Source organism: Nostoc sp., from assembly GCF_036917635.1.
Classification (GTDB): domain Bacteria; phylum Cyanobacteriota; class Cyanobacteriia; order Cyanobacteriales; family Nostocaceae; genus Nostoc.
The window spans coordinates 1-18,652 of record NZ_JBALCW010000011.1; the positions used below are offsets into that span (position 1 = coordinate 1).

The window sequence follows — 18,652 nt, forward strand, 5'->3', positions numbered from 1 at the left end:
CAAGACATAGCTGTTTTGAGTAGCAAATGAGTAGTAAAATCAAAATAAAGTGTCGAAAACCTTGTGCAAAGTATACAAGTGGACACTGTATTAGGATTGATGCTGTTATCCTTGACAATTTGGTTAGAATTAGTGTGTTTTTGGGGACAGTTTTGGCGGACAGACCAGCAATTAGAGGTTACAGAAACTCAGCTACAATCCTTACCTGTGGTTTGTGCCATCGTTCCAGCCCGTAACGAAGCCCAATTGCTACCTACCACCTTGCGTAAGCGAAGCTCGTCGTAGACATCGCTCCTACTTCAAGATTATCCTGGTTGTTTCAACGTGTTTTTGGTAGACGATCGCAGCACAGACCAGACAGCAAATTTTGCCGAAGGGGTTGCACGCGCTGTAGGTAAACCCCAACAATTGCATATTATCACGGGCGAATCACTGCCTCCTGGTTGGTCAGGCAAACTTTGGGCTGTTGACCAAGGTATAAAGAGTGCGAGTTTACTAGCACCCGACTATTTTTTATTGACCGACGCAGATATCGAACACGATTGATTTATTTAGTTCCACCTATGTGTGTAATTCTAGGTGCAGTTTGGGGTAGTTGGGCGATCGCACTTATGGGTTTATTAGAATGGCTGTTAATGACTTTCGCTTACTACCCGACGATCCGCTTTTATAAATGTTCTCCCTGGTTCGCTTTTAGTTTACCTGCGATCGCTTTTCTCTATACTTTGATGACTCTAGACTCAGCACTCCGTCATTGGCAAGGACGCGGCGGCGCTTGGAAAGGAAGAGTTTATCCCAACCCAGATAATTTATAGTTAGAATAAAATTGAATTTCAAAATCGTTAGTGCTAATCTAAAATTAAAGTTAAGCTCAAAAGTGGTTGATTAAAAGAGTTATGACAACCGCAACACCAACAATTAATTCAATTATTGTCCCCAAAAAGCTGCCTTTTCTGGAGTCGATTTGTTGGCAGACCGCCGATGTATATCGCTTTACTTCAGAACAAATGCTGAGTCGCTATGAACGTGGCTGGCAATATCACGACCTATTCAATAATCTTGAGGGTGAAGAACTGAATTTTATTCAGGAACTCGCCAGACGCTATAAATCCTGGTTGCAAGTTTGTTTATGACCTTTAGGTTAGAACATCATAATCAAATTCTCACAGTTCTTGAATGCTTAGATTCTGACATACTTAGGAAGGGTTCTGCTTACTTCGGTGGTGGAACCCTTCTTGCATTTGAGTTTGAAGAATATCGCTGGAGTCAGGACATTGATTTTATTGCTTCTGTTGGTACAGAAGGCTATAAATACCTGCGGACAGTAGTATTTGAGGGTGGGCATGAAGCATTATTTCGGGATTTAAGTAAAATTGAAGTTGGACGTAGCACAACTGACCAATATGGAATTCGGATGATAGTTTTTGTCGATGATGTGCCGATTAAAACAGAAATTATTGCCGAAACTCGTTTTCAACTAGACCCACCAAGATATCTAAACTGGTCATTCGTTCCTTGTTTAAGCTTGAATGACTGTTTTACCTCTAAGCTGCTGTCAAATTCTGACCGTTACATGGATAACAGCGTTGAGGCAAGAGATTTAATTGATTTAGCAATTCTCAGGCTGCGATCGCCAATACCTCAAGTATCAATTGAGAAGGCTGAAAGAGCATATCAGGTTATGCGCCCTTTGGAAAGAGCGATCGCACTATTTCAGGAAAGACCAGATTACAGGGAGAAATGCTTTCTCAGTCTGCAAGTTGATCAAGCTCAGATACCCAAAATTATCGACGGTATTGATTTACTCTCTATAGATTTAGGGTTATCTCACACTCCAAGGACTTTTCGAGAACAACATGATATCTTTGCTGATTTAAAAACACAAATTGAAAAACAAAAAGATTCTTAAACAGACTATGCCCCTAAATCCTTGAAGCTGCTTGTTTAGTACTCGCGGGTTCAATAGGCAATGGTTGTGCGGCTTTCAATACCACATCCAGCAACCCTGGAAACAGTAGCTCTAAATCTTCACGCCGCAATATGTTAATATGGTGTGTCCCTTCTTTGCGTGTCAAGACTATCCCCGATTCCCGCAAAATCTTAAAATGATTGGACATCGTAGACTTAGCGATCGCAAAATCAAAACTCGCACAGCATTGTTCCCCCTCAGTCGCCAGCCGCCGCACAATCTCTAGCCGCACTGGATCGCCCAATGCATACAGCACTCCCGCTAAAGAAATATTTTTTCTATCTGGATGATAAAGAAATCTCATAGTTGCATTATCTCATCAGGTGGCATATATTTTTATTATTCGATAGTATCGAATTATAGAATTAATTAGGAAGGCAATTTTATGTCATCCATTACAAATGTCACAGAAGCCACATTCAAGCAAGAAGTCTTGGAAAGTGAAATTCCGGTATTAGTAGACTTTTGGGCGCCGTGGTGCGGCCCTTGCCGGATGGTGGGGCCAGTCGTCGATGAAGTTGCTGCTGAATACGAAGGACAGGTGAAATTTGTGAAGCTGAACACAGATCAAAATCCTACTGTCGCCAGCCACTATGGTATTCGCAGTATTCCGACACTGATGGTTTTTAAGGGAGGTCGGCAAGTCGATACTGTCGTAGGGGCAGTTCCAAAAACCACCTTGAATAAGACCTTAGCACAGCATCTTTAATTTAAGTGAAAGGGGAGTAGGCAGTAGGGACTAGGGACTAGGGGATCTCTTAGCTGGGGGACAAATTCCTCTTTTCTGCACCCTTCCCCCTCTGCCTCTTCCAATCACCAATCACCAATGCCCCACTCCCTACTCCCAATTCCTAAATTCTGTTTCAACTAACGGGGAAAGAGCGAAATGGACTTGAAATTGCATGGTAAATCCGCGCTGGTAAGTGGCTCAACCGCAGGTATTGGTTTTGCGATCGCCCTTGGGTTAGCTCAAGAGGGTACATCAGTGATTATCAACGGTCGGTCTGAAGAACGAGTAGCTGAAGCGCTAGCTAAAATTAAGCATTTGACACCCGACGCGAAAGTTTCTGGTGTGGTTGCTGACACAGGTACTGCATCAGGGGTAGAGAAACTCTTTCAAGAGGTTCCTCACGTTGATATCCTGATAAACAATTTAGGTATTTACGGGCCAAAAACCTTCTTTGATATTACTGATAAAGACTGGTTAAACATCTTTGAGGTTAACGTCCTTAGCGGAGTCCGTTTGAGTCGGCAATATCTGCAAAAGCAGCTAGAGCAAAACTGGGGGCGGATAATTTTTATCTCCAGCGAATCTGCGATTCAAATTCCCGTAGAAATGATTCACTACGGCACAACTAAGACAGCGCAGCTAGCCATTGCACGAGGTCTAGCAGAAATGACTATGGGGACTGGAGTCACGGTAAACTCCGTCCTTCCCGGGCCAACCCGCTCAGAAGGAGTTGAAGAGTTTATCAGCAACCTAGCACAGGAACGCGGTATCGATCGCGCTCAAGTCGAGGCTGAGTTTTTTCAAAATGTGCGTCCAAGTTCCCTGATTAAACGCTTTGCAACTAATGAAGAAGTAGCAGCGATCGTAGTTTACCTTTCTAGCCCTGTAGCTTCAGCAACTAATGGTGCAGCTTTGCGGGTAGATGGTGGCGTTATTCGGTCGATTGTTTAGTTTGGGTGGGAGTGGGGGATGAGGGGGATGAGGGAGCAGGGAGAGCAGGGGGAGCAGGGGGAGCAGGGGGAGCAGGGGGAGCAGGGGGAGCAGGGAGAACAGGGGAAGCACGGGAAGAATAACTATTGATTATTGACCAATGCCCAATGACTAATGACCAATGACCAATGACTAAAATAATTTGGAGATATAACCAATGACTAGTGATATTAACTTATTTTCTCCTTACCAATTAGGAAATCTGGAACTACCTAACCGGATAGTAATGGCACCCTTAACTCGAAACAGGGCAGGTAAGGGAAATGTACCACACCAATTGAATGCTACCTACTACGCCCAACGTGCTTCCGCCGGACTGATTATTGCGGAAGCAACACAGGTAACTCCTGAAGGACAGGGCTATCCCGCTACACCAGGAATTCATTCACCAGAACAGGTGAAGGGCTGGAAGTTAGTAACCGATGCCGTACATCAGCAGGGAGGGAGAATTTTTCTGCAACTATGGCACGTAGGCAGGGTTTCTCACCCAGACTTACAACCAAATGGAGCTTTACCTGTGGCACCTTCTGCCATTGCTGGTAAAGGTGACGCCGCAACTTATGAGGGGCCTAAACCCTTTGTGACTCCCCGTGCTTTAGAAACTTCGGAAATACCGCAGATAGTCGAACAATACCGTCAGGGAGCAGCCAATGCTCTAGCGGCTGGGTTTGATGGGGTAGAAATTCACTCAGCTAATGGTTATTTAATAGATCAATTTCTGCGCGATCGCACCAATCAACGTACAGATAACTATGGCGGTTCCATTGAGAATCGCGCCCGATTCCTGTTGGAGGTGACAGAGGCGGTAACTAGTGTGTGGGATTCTAACCGAGTTGGGGTACGTCTTTCTCCCAGTGGGACTTTTAACGATATAGGTGATTCCAATCCCCTGGAGACATTTGGTTATGCGGCTCAAGCGTTGAACCAATTTAATTTGGCATATCTGCATATTTTTGAGGCAACAGAAGCAGACATCAGACATGGCGGAACAATTGTACCTACTACTCATATACGCGATCGCTTTACAGGTACACTTATCGTCAATAGTGGTTATACTCGTGAAAAAGGCGATGCTGTAGTGGCAAACAAAGCAGCAGATTTAGTTGCTTTTGGCACGTTCTTTATATCAAACCCAGATTTACCCCGACGCTTGGCTTTGAATGCACCACTAAATGAAGCAAATCAAGCAACCTTTTATGGGGGCGGTGAAAAAGGATATACAGATTATCCATTTTGGTCGGCTGCTAATGAGCCGGTAGCTAAGGTGTAATTCGTAATTCGTAATTCGTAATTCGTAATTATGGACTTAGGGACTTCCAAGAAATAAATTATTCCAATAAACGAACCTTATTAGACACAGAGAACGCAGAGAGAAGAAATAGAGAGAGTTTTTGCGTCAGTTTTGGAACATTTTTTTATTTGGAAGTCCCTTATGACTGTTCCCTTGCGTATGGGGTGGACAAGTTGTTTGTTTTGAAACAAGGAATAATTTTTATTTTTGTTTCGGGAATAAATAGATTTGCTTGTATCCTAATTACGTTAGCGCAGTGGTAGCGAGTGTGCATTTGCTTTTAGCGTCTCGTAGAGAACTACGAATGATTTGGTCAAAACTATAACCATCAGGAGAATCTTATGAGTTCCATCACCCAAACTCAAGCTTTAGATGTACCGAGTGCGATCGCTCAACGTCGTTCTATCAAAACTTTTAAAACAGACCCCATCGCCCCAGAACTACTCAAGCAACTGGTAGAGTTGACCGTGGCAGCGCCTAGCAGCTTTAATATCCAAGACTGGCAAATTATTCTCGTGCAAGATGTGGCGCAAAAGGCAGCACTATCAGCAGCATCATGGAATCAACAGCAAATTGTCCAAGCACCTGTAACCTTCGTTTTTGCCGCCGATCCTAACTTAGGCGAAGGAGACTTAACTCCAATTTTTGAGCGGGCAACTGAAACTGGAGCATGGAATGAAGGTACGGTAAACTACTTTAAAACCGCCATCCCACAATTTCAAGCTGGGCTAGGCGACAAACGACGCGAATATGCGATCAAAGATGCCATAATTGCCGCTACTCATTTGGTGTTAGCAGCAGAAAGTTTGGGATTATCCACTTGTTTTATGAACGGTTGGATTGAGGATCAGGTAAAACAAGTGATTAATGCTGGGGATAATCCAGATTTAGCGATCGCTGTTTTAGTTCCTGTTGGCTATGCAGCCGAACCACGCTTAAATCCCGGTCGTTTGCCATTCTCCTCCAATGTCTCTGTAGACAGAATTGGCAATCCTTATGCAGGGTAGCTTTTCCTAAATTGGCAATGGGCATGGGGCATAAAACCTCACCCTGCCTCTGCCTTCCCCCGACAATAATAAGGAGAGGGATTGAGGGTGAGGTTTTATCTTAATCTATGAATGTCTTAATTGAATGGCACGCTTGTAAAGCTCTAAGCTAGGCGAATAAACGCTACAGGTTGAAAATATGGCAACAACAGCTTTAATTGTCGGTGCAGGTAGTGGACTAAGCGCTTCTTTAGCCCGCCTATTTGCCAAAGAAGGATTCACCGTAGCTTTAGCGGCTCGCCAAATTGAAAAACTCACTCAGTTAAGCACTGAAATTGGCGCAGTTAATTTCGCTGCTGATGCCTCAAAACCAGATGAAGTAGAACAGTTATTTATTGATATTGATAATAAAATTGGTTCCCCGAATATTGTCGTTTACAATCCCAGTTACCGGGTGCGGGGGTCTCTTGTTGATCTAGACCCTGGTGAGGTGGCAAAAACCCTAGAGGTAACTGCTTATGGAGGCTTTCTCGTTGCTCAAGCTGCTACCAAAAGGTTTTTGCAACTTGGTGGCGGTGCTATATTTTTTACTGGAGCCTCAGCGAGTGTCAAGGGTTATGCTCAGTCTGCTCCCTTTGCAATGGGTAAATTTGCACTGCGCGGTTTAGCTCAGAGTATTGCTAGAGAATTAGCACCAAAGAATATCCATGTGGCGCATTTCGTGATTGATGGTGTAATCCGCTCCATCCGCCAAGATCCAGCAGATAATCCTGATAGTACTCTTGACCCGGATGCAATCGCTCAAACTTATCTCAGTATTTTACGCCAACCCCGCAGTGCTTGGACTTATGAAGTAGAACTACGTCCCTGGATAGAGAACTTTTAGCCAAGACAATTGTTACAAAAATAGTTTTGCAGGTATGAATATTGATTTTGGTGCAACTGCTGTTGATTATGCAAAACACCGCGCTGGCTTTCCCAGTTCATTATTTAACAAACTGTCTGAATATGGTATAGGTTTACCAGGGCAGAATATTGTTGACCTTGGTACAGGAACAGGAACACTAGCGCGGGGCTTTGCGGATAGAGGTGCTTATGTAATTGGCATAGATCCATCAGGATCACTTTTAGAACAAGCGAGACTGTTAAGCGAATCTGTCCAAATCAAAGTAGATTATCGAGTCGCAACTGCCGAGAATAGTGAGTTACCAGACGCAAGTGCGGATGTGGTGACAGCAGGACAATGTTGGCATTGGTTTGATCGTCTCCGGGCTGTCCAAGAAATTACTCGGATATTGAGAAGAAATGGCTCGATCGCGATCGCACATTTTGATTGGATACCTTTAAAAGGTAATGTAGTTGAAGCAACAGAACAACTAATTAAGGCTCATAATCCAGCGTGGAATTTGGATGGTGGTAATGGAATGTATCCCTTGTGGTTACAAGATATTGGCGAAGCAGGATTCCGAGAAATCCGCACATTTTCTTACGATGTCTTTGTCTCTTATACACACGAAGCTTGGCGGGGACGAATTCGTGCTAGTGCAGGCGTGGGAGCCAGTATGACACCTGAAAAGGTAGAAGTATTTGACCAAGAATTGGCAACATTACTCGAAGCAAGATATGTTACACCAATTCTTCAGGTTCACCATAGAGTTTGGGCAGCGATCGCCAAATCACCCCTATGAAAAGCTCTATGTTTCATCCAAAAAAAGCCATTACTAGCGGCTGGCTATGTGTTGCTAGTGATGGCTTATTTGCAGTGAATAGACGAATACTGCAATTGTTAAAGCTAGTCGTTCTTGATAGGTTTGATTCTAGCGATCGCTTGTAGTAACATTTTTGGCAGCCAAAAAAGATAACAATATGCTTGTTTTGCCTGACTATAAAGCGAGAATAACTTTCTTTCACTCAAAATAGTATATGGACTAACTGCTCTGAGAATTTCTGCAAATTTATCTTCCGCCGCAGTTTGAACTGAACCACTTACAGAATAACCTTGTAAATGTGGAGGTAGAGACCAGTTAATTTTAGGATCTGGCTGATGTATTACAGGCTCAACATTTCCCCGCCATGCAACTCCCATAATTTGCATAGTTTGATAGACCATTGTCTTCCATCCTTTCTCTTTTAAGTAATCCAAGCCTTGGCCTACGTCGGGAGAAGCCAAATCATGAAATAAAATTAAAGCATCTGCTTCTGCAAACTGTTCGCAAATAATTGTATCATTGAGCGGTGCTGGTGTTTCGTGATTACCATCTATAAATATCAATGACCATTTACGTTGAAATTTATTTGCTATCTCTTCTACTTTTTCAGGGCTACATCCTGGTATTAGATTCACACATTCCTTAACGCCTGCCGACTTTAGTGAATCTGTGACGCTCTCATTAAATAATTGTTCAGATAGCATCGGATCGATTACATCTAGTTCTACTCCTCCTAGAGCCAAATGGCAAGCTGACCAACCCATCCAGCAACCTATTTCTAAAGCTTTTTTTTCCTTAAATTTTAAGGCTGTATTGTATAAAATATGAGCTTCATCTCTGCTGACAAATCCTACATTCTTCCGTCGCTTATCCACGTACCAGTTATGAGTAATATTCCGCCGCAAGTAAAGCCAAAAAGAATCATATTTATTCCCTAAAATTATATTGGGAAAATATGAATCGGGCCAGATAGTGGAAAATCCTGGCGAAACATAATCTCCTTTTGGCAATAAGTTACCTTCAATTAATTTTACTGTTTTTTGACTCATATTTTTTTAAGCATCTTGTCTTTTTTTGTAATGCCAAATCACTAATAGCCCAGGACAATCGTCCAGTATGGGGCTGTAGCTCCATTACTGGCAGCAATTTTCCATCTTACCTCTAGGGCAATACTTTGTGGTATATAGTGCTAAAATAATTTGCTATATAAACATTTTCGCAGTTCTCGCTTTTTTTCAGATTTTGTGATAGATGCCAAAGAGATGTCCGCATCATTCACTTAAAAAACAATCGCGCAGTTTTAGGAAAAATAACCATGATTGATCTTTATTATTGGACAACTCCAAACGGTCATAAAATTACGATTTTCTTAGAAGAAGTCGGTTTGCAATATACCATAATTCCTGTGAATATTGGGGCTGGGGATCAATTTAAACCGGAATTTCTGAATATTTCTCCTAACAATCGCATACCGGCGATCGTTGACCACGAACCAGGAGATACAGGTGCGCCGATTTCGGTATTTGAGTCTGGTGCAATCTTGCTATATTTGGCAGAAAAAACCGGGAAATTAATCCCTCAAGATTTACGTAATCGCACTCAAGTTTTAGAATGGTTATTCTGGCAAATGGCAGGGCTGGGGCCAATGGCGGGACAAAATCATCATTTTAGCGCCTATGCTCCTGAAAAAATTGAGTATGCGATTAACCGCTATGTGAATGAGACGGGACGCTTATATGCAGTGCTGAATAAGCAACTAGCAGATAGAGAATTTGTGGCTGGCGATTATTCCATCGCTGATATCGCTGCTTATCCCTGGATTGTACCTCATGAAGGCCAAAGTCAGAATCTAGAGGATTTTCCTCACGTCAAGCGGTGGTTTGAGACAATTAAAGCCCGTCCGGCAACAATTCGCGCTTACGAGAAAGCAGAAGCACTGAAAACTCAAGCGCTTGATCCAGATAAGTCACGAGATTTGTTATTTAACCAGTCGGCGAAGACTATTCAAGCTTGAGCCTAATGAAATTGTCTTGTGAGTGTGGCGATCAAGTTTATGCTCAGTGGTTTTGGATTGAGTGGACTAATTTAGAGTCGCTCAGTTAAATAGTTAGTCAGGCGACTGGGTGAAATTGGTTTAATGGGGATAGGAGGGGGCTTGATGTGTATCAGCTTATTAGCGCGATCGCTCTGCTCTCTATTTGGTTAGTCAATCAGAAGCAAGTCGTACCTAACTAAAACTTTTATTAAGTAGGTGGACATAATTAAACGTAAAATGCTAACCAGTGAAATCATCTTGGTGAGCAGCTTTTAGCTCCTGGATTGTTTCACCTTTACCAATCCTCTGAGAATGCATTGATGTCAAAAAAGCAACATTTCATAAATAAAAAACCCGGTTGGTCTTTGGATGAGCGAGATCCAAAGTTCATAGAATCTCTGATGCCTCTATTTGGCTTTTTGTATGACTACTATTTCCGAGTTCAAACTAGTGGCTGGGATAATATTCCACCCCAAGAAAAAGTCCTATTTGTCGGTTCGCATAATGGGGGACTTCCAGCTCCGGATATGACAATGATGATGTACGACTGGTTCCGACGATTTGGTATCGAGCAACCCGTTTATGGTTTAATGCATCCCAAGGTTTGGCAGGTTAGCCCACCACTAGCGCAACTGGTTGCTAAGGCTGGAGCAATCATCGCTCATCCGAAAATGGCTTACACCGCCTTGCGGTCTGGAGCGAGTCTGCTAGTTTATCCAGGTGGAGCCGAAGATATTTTCCGACCGCATTATTTACGTAACAAAATCTACTTTGTGGGGCGGCAAGGATTTATCAAGTTAGCATTGCGGGAAAATGTGCCGATTGTGCCTGTGATTTCCTGGGGCGCTCACGATACGCTGATTGTACTAACTGACTGCTATAAAATTGTGCAGCAACTCCACGAATGGGGGATGCCTTGGCTGTTGGGGATTGATCCGGAAGTTTTTCCGATCTATCTCGGACTGCCTTGGGGATTAGCAATTGGCCCGTTACCCAACATTCCATTTCCTGTGTCCATTTACACGCGGGTTTGTCCGCCAATTGTATTTCAACGCTACGGTCCTGAAGCAGCTAGCGATCGCTACTATGTCAATGAATGTTATGAATTAGTTGTTACTCAGATGCAGCAAGAGTTAGATCGCTTAGTCAACCTAGCTGCTAAATCGTAAACCTATTAAGTAGAATTAGCACGTCCAACTTCTAAACAGTTTGATTCCAGACGAGTAAGGACAGCACGAAAATTATCTTGCCAACGGTGACAAGCGCAAAAATTGTTGACTGCATTTTCCAATGAATTGGACTATACCACGCGCCATTATTTTAAAAGTGATCCATAAAGCACTACGCAGAAGCAAACTACGGGCAGAGACTTGTAGATAAGCAACTTGACTGTTTGACTGTTAGTTGGCGCTTGATAAAAGTTTTAAATCCTTACACAACAGATATTTCAAAAGGTATAACGATTATGTGCTAAAAGAGCAAAAGATATTTCAACTATTTGTAACCATCATTTACCTCTTACTCAAAATAGTTTAAATTCAGAACTGACAGGGGCTTTTAAACTTAACTCCCATTTTTGCAAGGATTTTAACTCAATGCTAATACCAATACCTGCTAAAGTAATTGAAGATGTTCAGTTTTGCTGTGTCACTTTATAGTACTATTGACTTAAACCACATTTACCTTGAAAACCGTAGTTTTTTGAAATTAAGATAAAGCTCCAAATTCCAGCCAGGAATGAATAACATACGGTTCTAACAAATCCAGGTTTTATACCAAATGGACGGGGCTTAAACGCATTTGATTCTGTATATAATCCAATGAAAAATAAATGTTCATTTGGATAATGTAAGTAAAAACTTTGTTGAATAAATTTTGTATTATTATGCTCAATGTGAATAATTATAGCAATCAGAAAAAAAACCAAATTTTGTTAAGCTTTGCCATAATATTATCATTAATATTGTGTATTGAATTAGCAATTAGAGCTTATTCTTTTAATTTTGAGGCTTTAGCTAATTCCACAGGTCAATATTTACCTGACTTTTCTAAAACTCTTAACAAAATAAGAGTAGGTATAGAATACCGTTGCTTAATTATTATATATATTGTGTGGTTAATAATAAACAAAAACAAAAAAAAAGATATAAGTTTTATAAAAATACTAAAAAATAGTTCATTCTTTTTGTTAATTGCCTTCATAAGTTATCCAGTAACTACTGATATTAATCTATACATACATTATGGTTTGATGGATTTAAATGGAATTAATCCTTTTATTAATTCTGCAAGCACATTTACCTCAAAGTTGTCTCCATTCCTGATCTGGAAACAGACTTCAACTTATGGGCCTATATCTCAAATATTTTTTATGTTTTCCGCTATTTTCGTTGCAATTACTCCTAGTTTGGGAATTTATGTATTTAAATTAATATGTCTTCTATTGCATATATTAAATAGTTCCTTAATATGGCAGCATTTAAAAACATCTCCTCATAAAACTAACATAACAATTGCATATTTAGTTAACCCATTTTTGCTGTACGAGCAGGTAACAAATGCACATGTTGATATATTAATTTCTACGGTTTTAATTATTTTAATAATATGCCTTAAAAACCATAAATATATCGCTGCGATTATGACAGCTTGGATTGGTTTTTTAATTAAAACATTACCAATTATTTGGTTACCTCTAATCTTTGTTTATTTGATTAAGCAACAACGTTGGAAAATTTTATCCAGTGCTACTTGTATCTGTTTAGCTATAATTTTTGCAACCACTGTTATAGCTTTACCTACAGTCGATGCTTGGAGAAGCCTTTTAAATCCTGGGGTTGGAGAAAGAGTAGGCGGTTCATTATATGCTGTGCTTAAGAGTTTACTAAGTTTAAAAATTCTAAACTTTTCTCTAAGTTTCCAACATACTCTATACTCAATAATTAAACCTATAATCTTTTCTATATTTGTAGTTTCTTATTTGATTATTTTGGTAAAACCATATTGGCAAAAAATTTATTCTGAAATTAATCTTAGTATAAATATAGGATGGGTTACTTTAATATTATTTATGTTTGCGGCTCCTTGGTATTGCTCTTGGTATTCCTCTGTGCTGCTGGCAGTCGTAGCTTTAAACATGCATTCAAAAAGATTCGCAATTACTAGCATCGGATTCTGCATTATAAGTGCTATTACTTAAATAGTAGTTTTTCACCCTCCCCCTAAGGGACTTCCAAATAAAAAAATAATTAATCGTTTTGGTAAACAGGGGGAGAAGAAATCGGATAGTCGTATTGGATACAGTAATTGAGTCAATACTGCGTAGGTTTGGCCTAAAAAATAACTCTCTTAATTATTAGTTTTTTTCGCCCACAAGGGGCGAGGTATGTACCACAAATTCGTAATTCAAGGTGAGGAATCAGTACTTGTGAGTTAGAAGTTTTGCATCTTTAATTCCTAACTGATAACTTTTTTGCTACCCGCCGCTGACTGGTGGAATCAGCACGACTTCATCCCCATCTTGTAGATAGGTATCTGGTTCGACAAATATTAGATTAATTCCAAAGCGGGTGACCTCACGCCATTGGGAGAGTTCGGGGTGTTCAGCTATGAGGCGATCGCATACTGCTTTGACTGGCATACTTTTAGGAAATTCCAGCACCAGTTCTGAAACCTTAAAGGCTTCTTGATAAGCAGCGAACAATTTTACGGTAACGGTAATTGCAGATTTAGACATATAACATGCTTTGGCAGTACCAGCAAGTAGTTTAATAGTTCAGTTCTGTATAGTCAAATATAGTCAGACATGGCTTTTTAGAAATTACCATTTCTTTACAGAACCTTTAAAGCATCTAAACCAAACGCGTACAAGTACTTCAGTTCCAGAGCCCTCTACTAAATATTGCAATTTTCGGCTTAGGTCTAGGTTGGCTATTAAAGCGGAAGCTCAATCGCTTCATCAAGTGAAGACATTATTGCATTGCACTTCTACCCATGAGGGGGACAAGGTGACAAGAGGTGAGAACTTGCAACAAGTCTTTCCCCTTATCCCCAATTCTCAAGAGTCCCCAAGTCCTCTTTCCCAATGCCCCATACCCAGATTAGGAAACAGTAGTAAGCGATGCCAAGGGATCGGGTATTGCCTCAGAAGGAGCTTGGAATTCACCAGTGATGACGTACTCTAGACGCAGTTTTAACCAAGTAATAAATTGGGGATTAGTAGAAATAATGGCTACTGCTGGTTGGGGACACTTCGCCTTTAACTCTTTAAATTGGGGTGTTTCCAAGAAAGCTGGTTGCTGAACCAACCAAAAATCTATTTGTTTTTCTTGTTCGTGGTAGTGACGGGTGCGTTCTTTGAGAACTTCGTGTATTGGTTCTTCATCAAGAAGAAATTTTTGACTGGCCAAAACGTAATAATATGTTTGCATTTTTATCCTTTGGTTGCTATGTGAATAATTTAAGGGTACAGTGCTGCACTCTGTACCCCTAAAAACTAACTCTTGTGCAATTTCTTGAACCAAGAACTGAACGGACAAGCACTTCCCTGCTTTTGGGCATTTATCTGTTTACCACCAGATGTTAGGTTTTCCAAGAACAAATTATTGTCGAAATAGTGTTCCAAGGAAATAACCTTCAAGTCATCGGTAACTTTTGCAATGCTCATGCCGATAATTTCTACTGTCTCTCCAGTAGGTGCATGGCCTTTGTATTCTCCTTTAAAATGTCCCCAATGCCGCCATTTGAATGTAACATTTGGTGGGCCTGAGAAAACTTCCAGCACTTCCCAAGGAAATCCTTGGGGAAATGTTGTGTGGAAGACTTTTGCGGATGATTCAAAGCTTTCTTCTGAAGCCTTGTAATGTTCTGAATCAGCCATAAATAAATTGTAAGTACCTTGGGCTGATAAATCTGCTGCTGTGTACTCGACTCCACCATTGGTACTTACACGAAACTTGTCATTCACAATAGATAACCACTCTTGTGGGTTAGCTTTGAAGGATACCTCCATCTCGAAGGTTCGCACCAAGTTTTGGACGATCGCTTCCAGTGTACCTTCAAGGTGATTATAGGTACTTTCTTGAGCGAGATTCTCTTTGGAACGGGAATAATCAGGCGGTGTCTGATAGCGCCACTCGACATCAGTGCTTTCTGCTATCACCTTATCCCGATCCTGTACCCAAAGCGGCAGGTTGTTAGACTGTGTTGCGCTCATAGAAGTCTTTGCTGAAGGTTTGCTCTCAATTTCTAGATTTCGCAGTAGACAACCCCTCTTTTAAGATACGGGAGGCAGGGGGAGCAGGGGGAACAGAGGTACCAAGAAAAAATAACTAATTCCCAATGCCCAATGCCCAATGCCCAATGCCCCATTCCCTACTCCCTATTCCCTCTTATAGCTTGTTTCATCTCGCGGACTGCCCTTTCCATACCTACTAATGCTGCCCGACTAATGATGGTATGACCGATGTTCAGTTCTTCCATACCTGGAAGCGCAGCCACCGGATAGACGTTCCAGTAGGTGAGTCCATGACCAGCGTTAACTCGCAATCCAGCTTTAATCGCTTGTTCACACCCTTTAGCTAATATGGCTAATTCTCGCTGGCGATTTGTTTCATCCTTAGCCTCAGCATATTGTCCGGTGTGCAATTCAATAAATCGTGCCTGCACCTTGACAGATGCTTCTATTTGTGATATTTCGGCGTCTATAAATAAACTAACTGGAATATTAGCGCTTTGCAATTTCTCGACTATCTCACCTATTCTAGCAATTTGGAGGGTAATATCTAATCCGCCTTCTGTGGTGACTTCTTCACGCTTTTCGGGGACTAAGGTTACATAATCTGGTTTGATATCAAGAGCGATCGCTAGCATTTCATCTGTAGCCGCCATTTCTAAATTAAGATGCGAGCGCACTGTTTGTCGCAATATACGCACATCCCTGTCTTGGATATGCCGCCGATCTTCCCGTAGATGCACCGTAATTCCATCTGCACCCCCTAATTCTGCCAGCACCCCCGCCGCCACGGGGTCTGGTTCCACTGTCCGCCGTGCTTGCCGGATGGTGGCGATATGGTCAATGTTAACGCCAAGTGTAGGCACCCCAAATTTCTCCCAAATCCACAGTCCTCAGAATTTGATTTTACCGGAAATACTGGTCTTGCATATCAACATAATTCATAATTCATAATCTCACTCAGTGTGAGATTATGAATCCACGCTCTTTAAGACCACGCTGATTAAAAGTTCACTGTGGGCTGCTGTACCCATTTTTTTAATATGAATTATGAATTAATAATTATTTGGTGAAAGTAAAGATTATAGGACTTACGCATTGACAGAAAGACCAAAATAGCAAATATGCTTTTCAACGCTTTTGACTAGATTTTTCAACCACTTTTTTGCGATCACAGGTGGTTTATAAAAGGCTGAAACGACCTATTTACGTCAATACACAAGAGGTTTCGTTTGTACAGTGCGTAAGTCCTAGATTAAATATAGCAGAAGGTACAGGAGTGGAGTTATGATATGGGTTTGCGAAGTTTTAAAGACTCATTAACGAACTTCTAATGGGACTTAAACATGACTTTAAACAATGTCTGCATCATTAGCAGAATTCTGGGACGATCGCACCTCTACAATGCACAAATTTGCCCAATTTAGTCTTAAACATTATTACTACATACTATTACTAGATTCTTTTTTTACTTTGTACACTGTATAAATGCTAGAATCCTCAAGTAGACAGTTAGGATATTTAGATGCCAGTTGTAGCTAACTCAATCAAGTTTGGTACAGACGGCTGGCGGGGCGTTATTGGTGACGAGTTCACCTTTGAACGCCTAGCCCTGGTCGCGCCAGTTGCCGCAAAAGTATTATATGATACATATTTTTCTACGGTGGGTAGCCGGACAATAATTGTCGGTTATGATCGCCGATTCATGGCCGAAGATTTTGCTCGTGCTGTTGCTGATACTGTCACCTCTGTCGGATTTGATGTGCTACTGAGCGAAAACTTTGCCCCAACCCCAGCTTATAGTTGGGCAGCAAAACAACTCAATGCTTTGGGGGCGCTGGTCATTACAGCTAGCCATAATCCTGGTAAATATTTGGGGTTAAAAGTTAAGGGTTGTTTTGGTGGTTCGGTGCCGCCAGAAGTCACAAAAGAGATCGAAGCGCAGTTGTCAGTTGGCGTACCATTAGCAGCTACTCCAGGCAAGCAAGAGAAATTTGATCCTTGGCCTAGTTATACCCAAGCATTAGAAGGTAAAGTTGATATTGCCAAAATTCGAGAAGCGATCGCATCTGGCAAATTGACGTTATTTGCCGATGTTATGCATGGGGCGGCGGCTGGCGGATTGGCGAGACTACTAGGCAATCAGGTCAAAGAAATCAACTCAGAACGCGATCCCCTATTTGGTGGTGGTGCGCCGGAACCCTTGCCTAAATACCTTTCAAAGCTATTTGAAGTCATCAAAAGTCACCGAGAAACCGATAAATCAGGTTTAACGGTGGGGTTGGTATTTGATGGAGACTGCGATCGCATCGCAGCTGTAGATGGGGAAGCCAACTTCTTGAGTTCTCAAGTCTTAATCCCAATATTAATTGATCATTTAACCCGGAGGCGCGGCTTTAGTGGTGAAATAGTCAAAACTGTTAGTGGTTCCGACTTAATGCCCCTTGTAGCAGCACTACATAACCTATCGGTATTTGAAACAGCAGTTGGTTATAAATACATTGCTGATAGAATGTTAGTAGCAAAAGTCTTACTGGGCGGCGAAGAGTCGGGAGGAATTGGCTATGGTAGTCATATTCCCGAACGCGATGCACTGCTGTCAGCATTATACGTTCTAGAGGCGATTGTAGAATCTGGTTTGGATTTAGGTGAGTATTATCGCTACTTGCAGAGCCAAACAAGGTTTACCTCAGCTTACGATCGCATTGATTTACCCTTAGCAAGTATGGAAGTGCGATCGCGTCTTTTGCAACAATTACAAACTCAACCCTTAACAGAAATTGCCGGGTTAGCAGTAATAGATTGTCAAACAATCGACGGCTACAAGTATCGCCTAGCTGATAAAAGCTGGTTAATGATTCGATTTAGCGGTACTGAGCCAGTTTTACGCTTGTACTGCGAAGCCCCGACAATTGAGCAAGTGCATCAAACTCTTGCTTGGGCGAAACACTGGGCAGAGTAAAATTAGTCAGGAGTTGAGAGTTAGGAGTTAGGAATTAATTAACTCATAACTCATCACTCCTAACTCCTAACTAATAATTTGTAATTCATGACATTACTTGTAGTAGCTACAGGAAATCCAGGTAAGTTGCGGGAAATGCAAGCTTATCTGGAAAATTCTGGTTGGGAATTAACCCTCAAACCTGAAGAATTGGAAATTGAAGAAACGGGCGAAACCTTTGCCGCCAACGCTTGTCTAAAAGCATCACAAATTGCTAAAGCTACAGGAAAGTGGGCAATTGCTGATGATTCCGGCTTGCAAGTAGATGCCCTAAATGGCGCACCAGGGGTATATTCTGCACGTTATGCCAAAACCGACTCAGAACGTATTGCTAGGGTATTGAGAGAATTAGATAACCAAGTCAATCGACAAGCTCAATTTGTTTGTGCAGTAGCGATCGCTCGTCCTGATGGTGCGATCGTATTACAATCTGAAGGTATTTGTCGCGGCGAAATTCTTCATGCGCCGCGTGGTGATGCTGGTTTCGGCTACGATCCAATTTTTTATGTACAACAGTTGCAATTAACCTTTGCTGAGATGACACGGGAGTTGAAGGGGTCAATTAGCCATCGAGGCAAGGCTTTTACAGCTTTAATTCCGCAGCTAGAGAAAATTAAGAGTTAGGAGTTAGGAGTTAGGAGTTAGGAGTTAGGAGTTAGGAGTTAGGAGTTAGGAGTTAGGAGTTAGGAGTTAGGAGTTAGGAGTTAG

Annotated in this window: 19 protein-coding genes and 1 pseudogene; 14 read left to right on the top strand and 6 right to left on the bottom strand. The window is 41.6% G+C overall.

The window, feature by feature from the left end:
* Positions 1-99: 99 nt before the first annotated feature.
* The 3 genes and pseudogenes from V7K32_RS02420 to V7K32_RS02430 all read left to right on the top strand — a co-directional run bounded on the left by V7K32_RS02420 (position 100) and on the right by V7K32_RS02430 (position 1,909).
* A pseudogene (locus V7K32_RS02420) lies at positions 100-815 on the top strand (glycosyltransferase).
* An 81-nt stretch (positions 816-896) separates the two neighbouring features.
* Positions 897-1,133: a hypothetical protein gene (locus V7K32_RS02425; RefSeq protein ID WP_334990009.1), complete on the top strand. Its 237-nt coding sequence runs from the start codon at positions 897-899 to the stop codon at positions 1,131-1,133.
* Positions 1,130-1,909: a nucleotidyl transferase AbiEii/AbiGii toxin family protein gene (locus tag V7K32_RS02430; RefSeq protein ID WP_334990011.1), complete on the top strand. Its 780-nt coding sequence runs from the start codon at positions 1,130-1,132 to the stop codon at positions 1,907-1,909. The genes V7K32_RS02425 and V7K32_RS02430 overlap by 4 nt, the downstream gene beginning before the upstream one ends.
* Before the next feature lie 13 nt (positions 1,910-1,922).
* On the opposite strand, the gene V7K32_RS02435 is transcribed toward V7K32_RS02430, so the two are convergent.
* Complete coding sequence (locus tag V7K32_RS02435; RefSeq protein ID WP_334990013.1) at positions 1,923-2,273, bottom strand: ArsR/SmtB family transcription factor; 351 nt, start codon at positions 2,271-2,273, stop codon at positions 1,923-1,925.
* An 81-nt stretch (positions 2,274-2,354) separates the two neighbouring features.
* Between V7K32_RS02435 and trxA the strand changes: the two genes are divergently transcribed.
* The 6 genes from trxA (at position 2,355) to V7K32_RS02465 (ending at position 7,654) form a co-directional block, all read left to right on the top strand.
* Positions 2,355-2,678: a thioredoxin gene (trxA, locus tag V7K32_RS02440; RefSeq protein ID WP_012412473.1), complete on the top strand. Its 324-nt coding sequence runs from the start codon at positions 2,355-2,357 to the stop codon at positions 2,676-2,678.
* A gap of 177 nt (positions 2,679-2,855) precedes the next feature.
* Positions 2,856-3,650: an SDR family NAD(P)-dependent oxidoreductase gene (locus tag V7K32_RS02445; protein WP_334990015.1), complete on the top strand. Its 795-nt coding sequence runs from the start codon at positions 2,856-2,858 to the stop codon at positions 3,648-3,650.
* Positions 3,651-3,846: 196 nt separating this feature from the next.
* Entirely contained in the window at positions 3,847-4,959 is a 1,113-nt protein-coding gene (locus tag V7K32_RS02450; RefSeq protein WP_334990017.1) for an alkene reductase, read from the top strand.
* 362 nt (positions 4,960-5,321) lie between these two features.
* A complete protein-coding gene (locus V7K32_RS02455; protein ID WP_334990019.1) occupies positions 5,322-5,987 on the top strand; it encodes a nitroreductase family protein in 666 nt (221 codons plus the stop codon).
* A gap of 178 nt (positions 5,988-6,165) precedes the next feature.
* The gene (locus V7K32_RS02460; protein WP_334990021.1) at positions 6,166-6,852 is read left to right on the top strand and encodes an SDR family NAD(P)-dependent oxidoreductase; all 687 of its coding nucleotides are present in this window, start codon (positions 6,166-6,168) and stop codon (positions 6,850-6,852) included.
* Positions 6,853-6,886: 34 nt separating this feature from the next.
* Entirely contained in the window at positions 6,887-7,654 is a 768-nt protein-coding gene (locus tag V7K32_RS02465; protein ID WP_334990023.1) for a class I SAM-dependent methyltransferase, read from the top strand.
* A gap of 104 nt (positions 7,655-7,758) precedes the next feature.
* On the opposite strand, the gene V7K32_RS02470 is transcribed toward V7K32_RS02465, so the two are convergent.
* The gene (locus V7K32_RS02470) at positions 7,759-8,724 is read right to left on the bottom strand and encodes a class I SAM-dependent methyltransferase (protein WP_334990026.1); all 966 of its coding nucleotides are present in this window, start codon (positions 8,722-8,724) and stop codon (positions 7,759-7,761) included.
* Positions 8,725-8,990: 266 nt separating this feature from the next.
* Here V7K32_RS02470 and V7K32_RS02475 point away from each other — a divergent pair, with 266 nt between their 5' ends.
* The 3 genes from V7K32_RS02475 to V7K32_RS02485 all read left to right on the top strand — a co-directional run bounded on the left by V7K32_RS02475 (position 8,991) and on the right by V7K32_RS02485 (position 12,909).
* Positions 8,991-9,689 carry a glutathione binding-like protein gene (locus V7K32_RS02475; RefSeq protein ID WP_334990028.1) on the top strand — a complete coding sequence of 233 codons (699 nt, stop codon included), beginning with the start codon at positions 8,991-8,993 and terminating at the stop codon, positions 9,687-9,689.
* Positions 9,690-10,030: 341 nt separating this feature from the next.
* Positions 10,031-10,879 carry a lysophospholipid acyltransferase family protein gene (locus V7K32_RS02480; RefSeq protein WP_334990030.1) on the top strand — a complete coding sequence of 283 codons (849 nt, stop codon included), beginning with the start codon at positions 10,031-10,033 and terminating at the stop codon, positions 10,877-10,879.
* 716 nt (positions 10,880-11,595) lie between these two features.
* Positions 11,596-12,909 carry a hypothetical protein gene (locus V7K32_RS02485; RefSeq protein WP_334990032.1) on the top strand — a complete coding sequence of 438 codons (1,314 nt, stop codon included), beginning with the start codon at positions 11,596-11,598 and terminating at the stop codon, positions 12,907-12,909.
* Positions 12,910-13,185: 276 nt separating this feature from the next.
* Here V7K32_RS02485 and V7K32_RS02490 read toward each other — a convergent pair whose 3' ends face one another.
* The 4 genes from V7K32_RS02490 to V7K32_RS02505 all read right to left on the bottom strand — a co-directional run bounded on the left by V7K32_RS02490 (position 13,186) and on the right by V7K32_RS02505 (position 15,809).
* Positions 13,186-13,446, bottom strand: coding sequence for a MoaD/ThiS family protein (locus V7K32_RS02490; RefSeq protein WP_334877239.1), 261 nt, complete (start codon positions 13,444-13,446; stop codon positions 13,186-13,188).
* Between the two features lie 364 nt (positions 13,447-13,810).
* A complete protein-coding gene (locus V7K32_RS02495) occupies positions 13,811-14,140 on the bottom strand; it encodes an MgPME-cyclase complex family protein (protein WP_334990034.1) in 330 nt (109 codons plus the stop codon).
* Between the two features lie 65 nt (positions 14,141-14,205).
* Positions 14,206-14,925 carry a SnoaL-like polyketide cyclase gene (locus tag V7K32_RS02500; protein WP_334990036.1) on the bottom strand — a complete coding sequence of 240 codons (720 nt, stop codon included), beginning with the start codon at positions 14,923-14,925 and terminating at the stop codon, positions 14,206-14,208.
* 158 nt (positions 14,926-15,083) lie between these two features.
* Complete coding sequence (locus tag V7K32_RS02505; RefSeq protein WP_334990038.1) at positions 15,084-15,809, bottom strand: pyridoxine 5'-phosphate synthase; 726 nt, start codon at positions 15,807-15,809, stop codon at positions 15,084-15,086.
* Positions 15,810-16,468: 659 nt separating this feature from the next.
* Here V7K32_RS02505 and V7K32_RS02510 point away from each other — a divergent pair.
* Both V7K32_RS02510 and rdgB read left to right on the top strand, forming a co-directional pair.
* Positions 16,469-17,905 (top strand): phosphoglucomutase/phosphomannomutase family protein, encoded by a 1,437-nt coding sequence (locus V7K32_RS02510; RefSeq protein ID WP_334990040.1) that lies wholly within the window; start codon positions 16,469-16,471, stop codon positions 17,903-17,905.
* Between the two features lie 87 nt (positions 17,906-17,992).
* Entirely contained in the window at positions 17,993-18,568 is a 576-nt protein-coding gene (gene rdgB, locus V7K32_RS02515; protein WP_334990042.1) for an RdgB/HAM1 family non-canonical purine NTP pyrophosphatase, read from the top strand.
* The last annotated feature ends 84 nt before the right edge of the window (positions 18,569-18,652 follow it).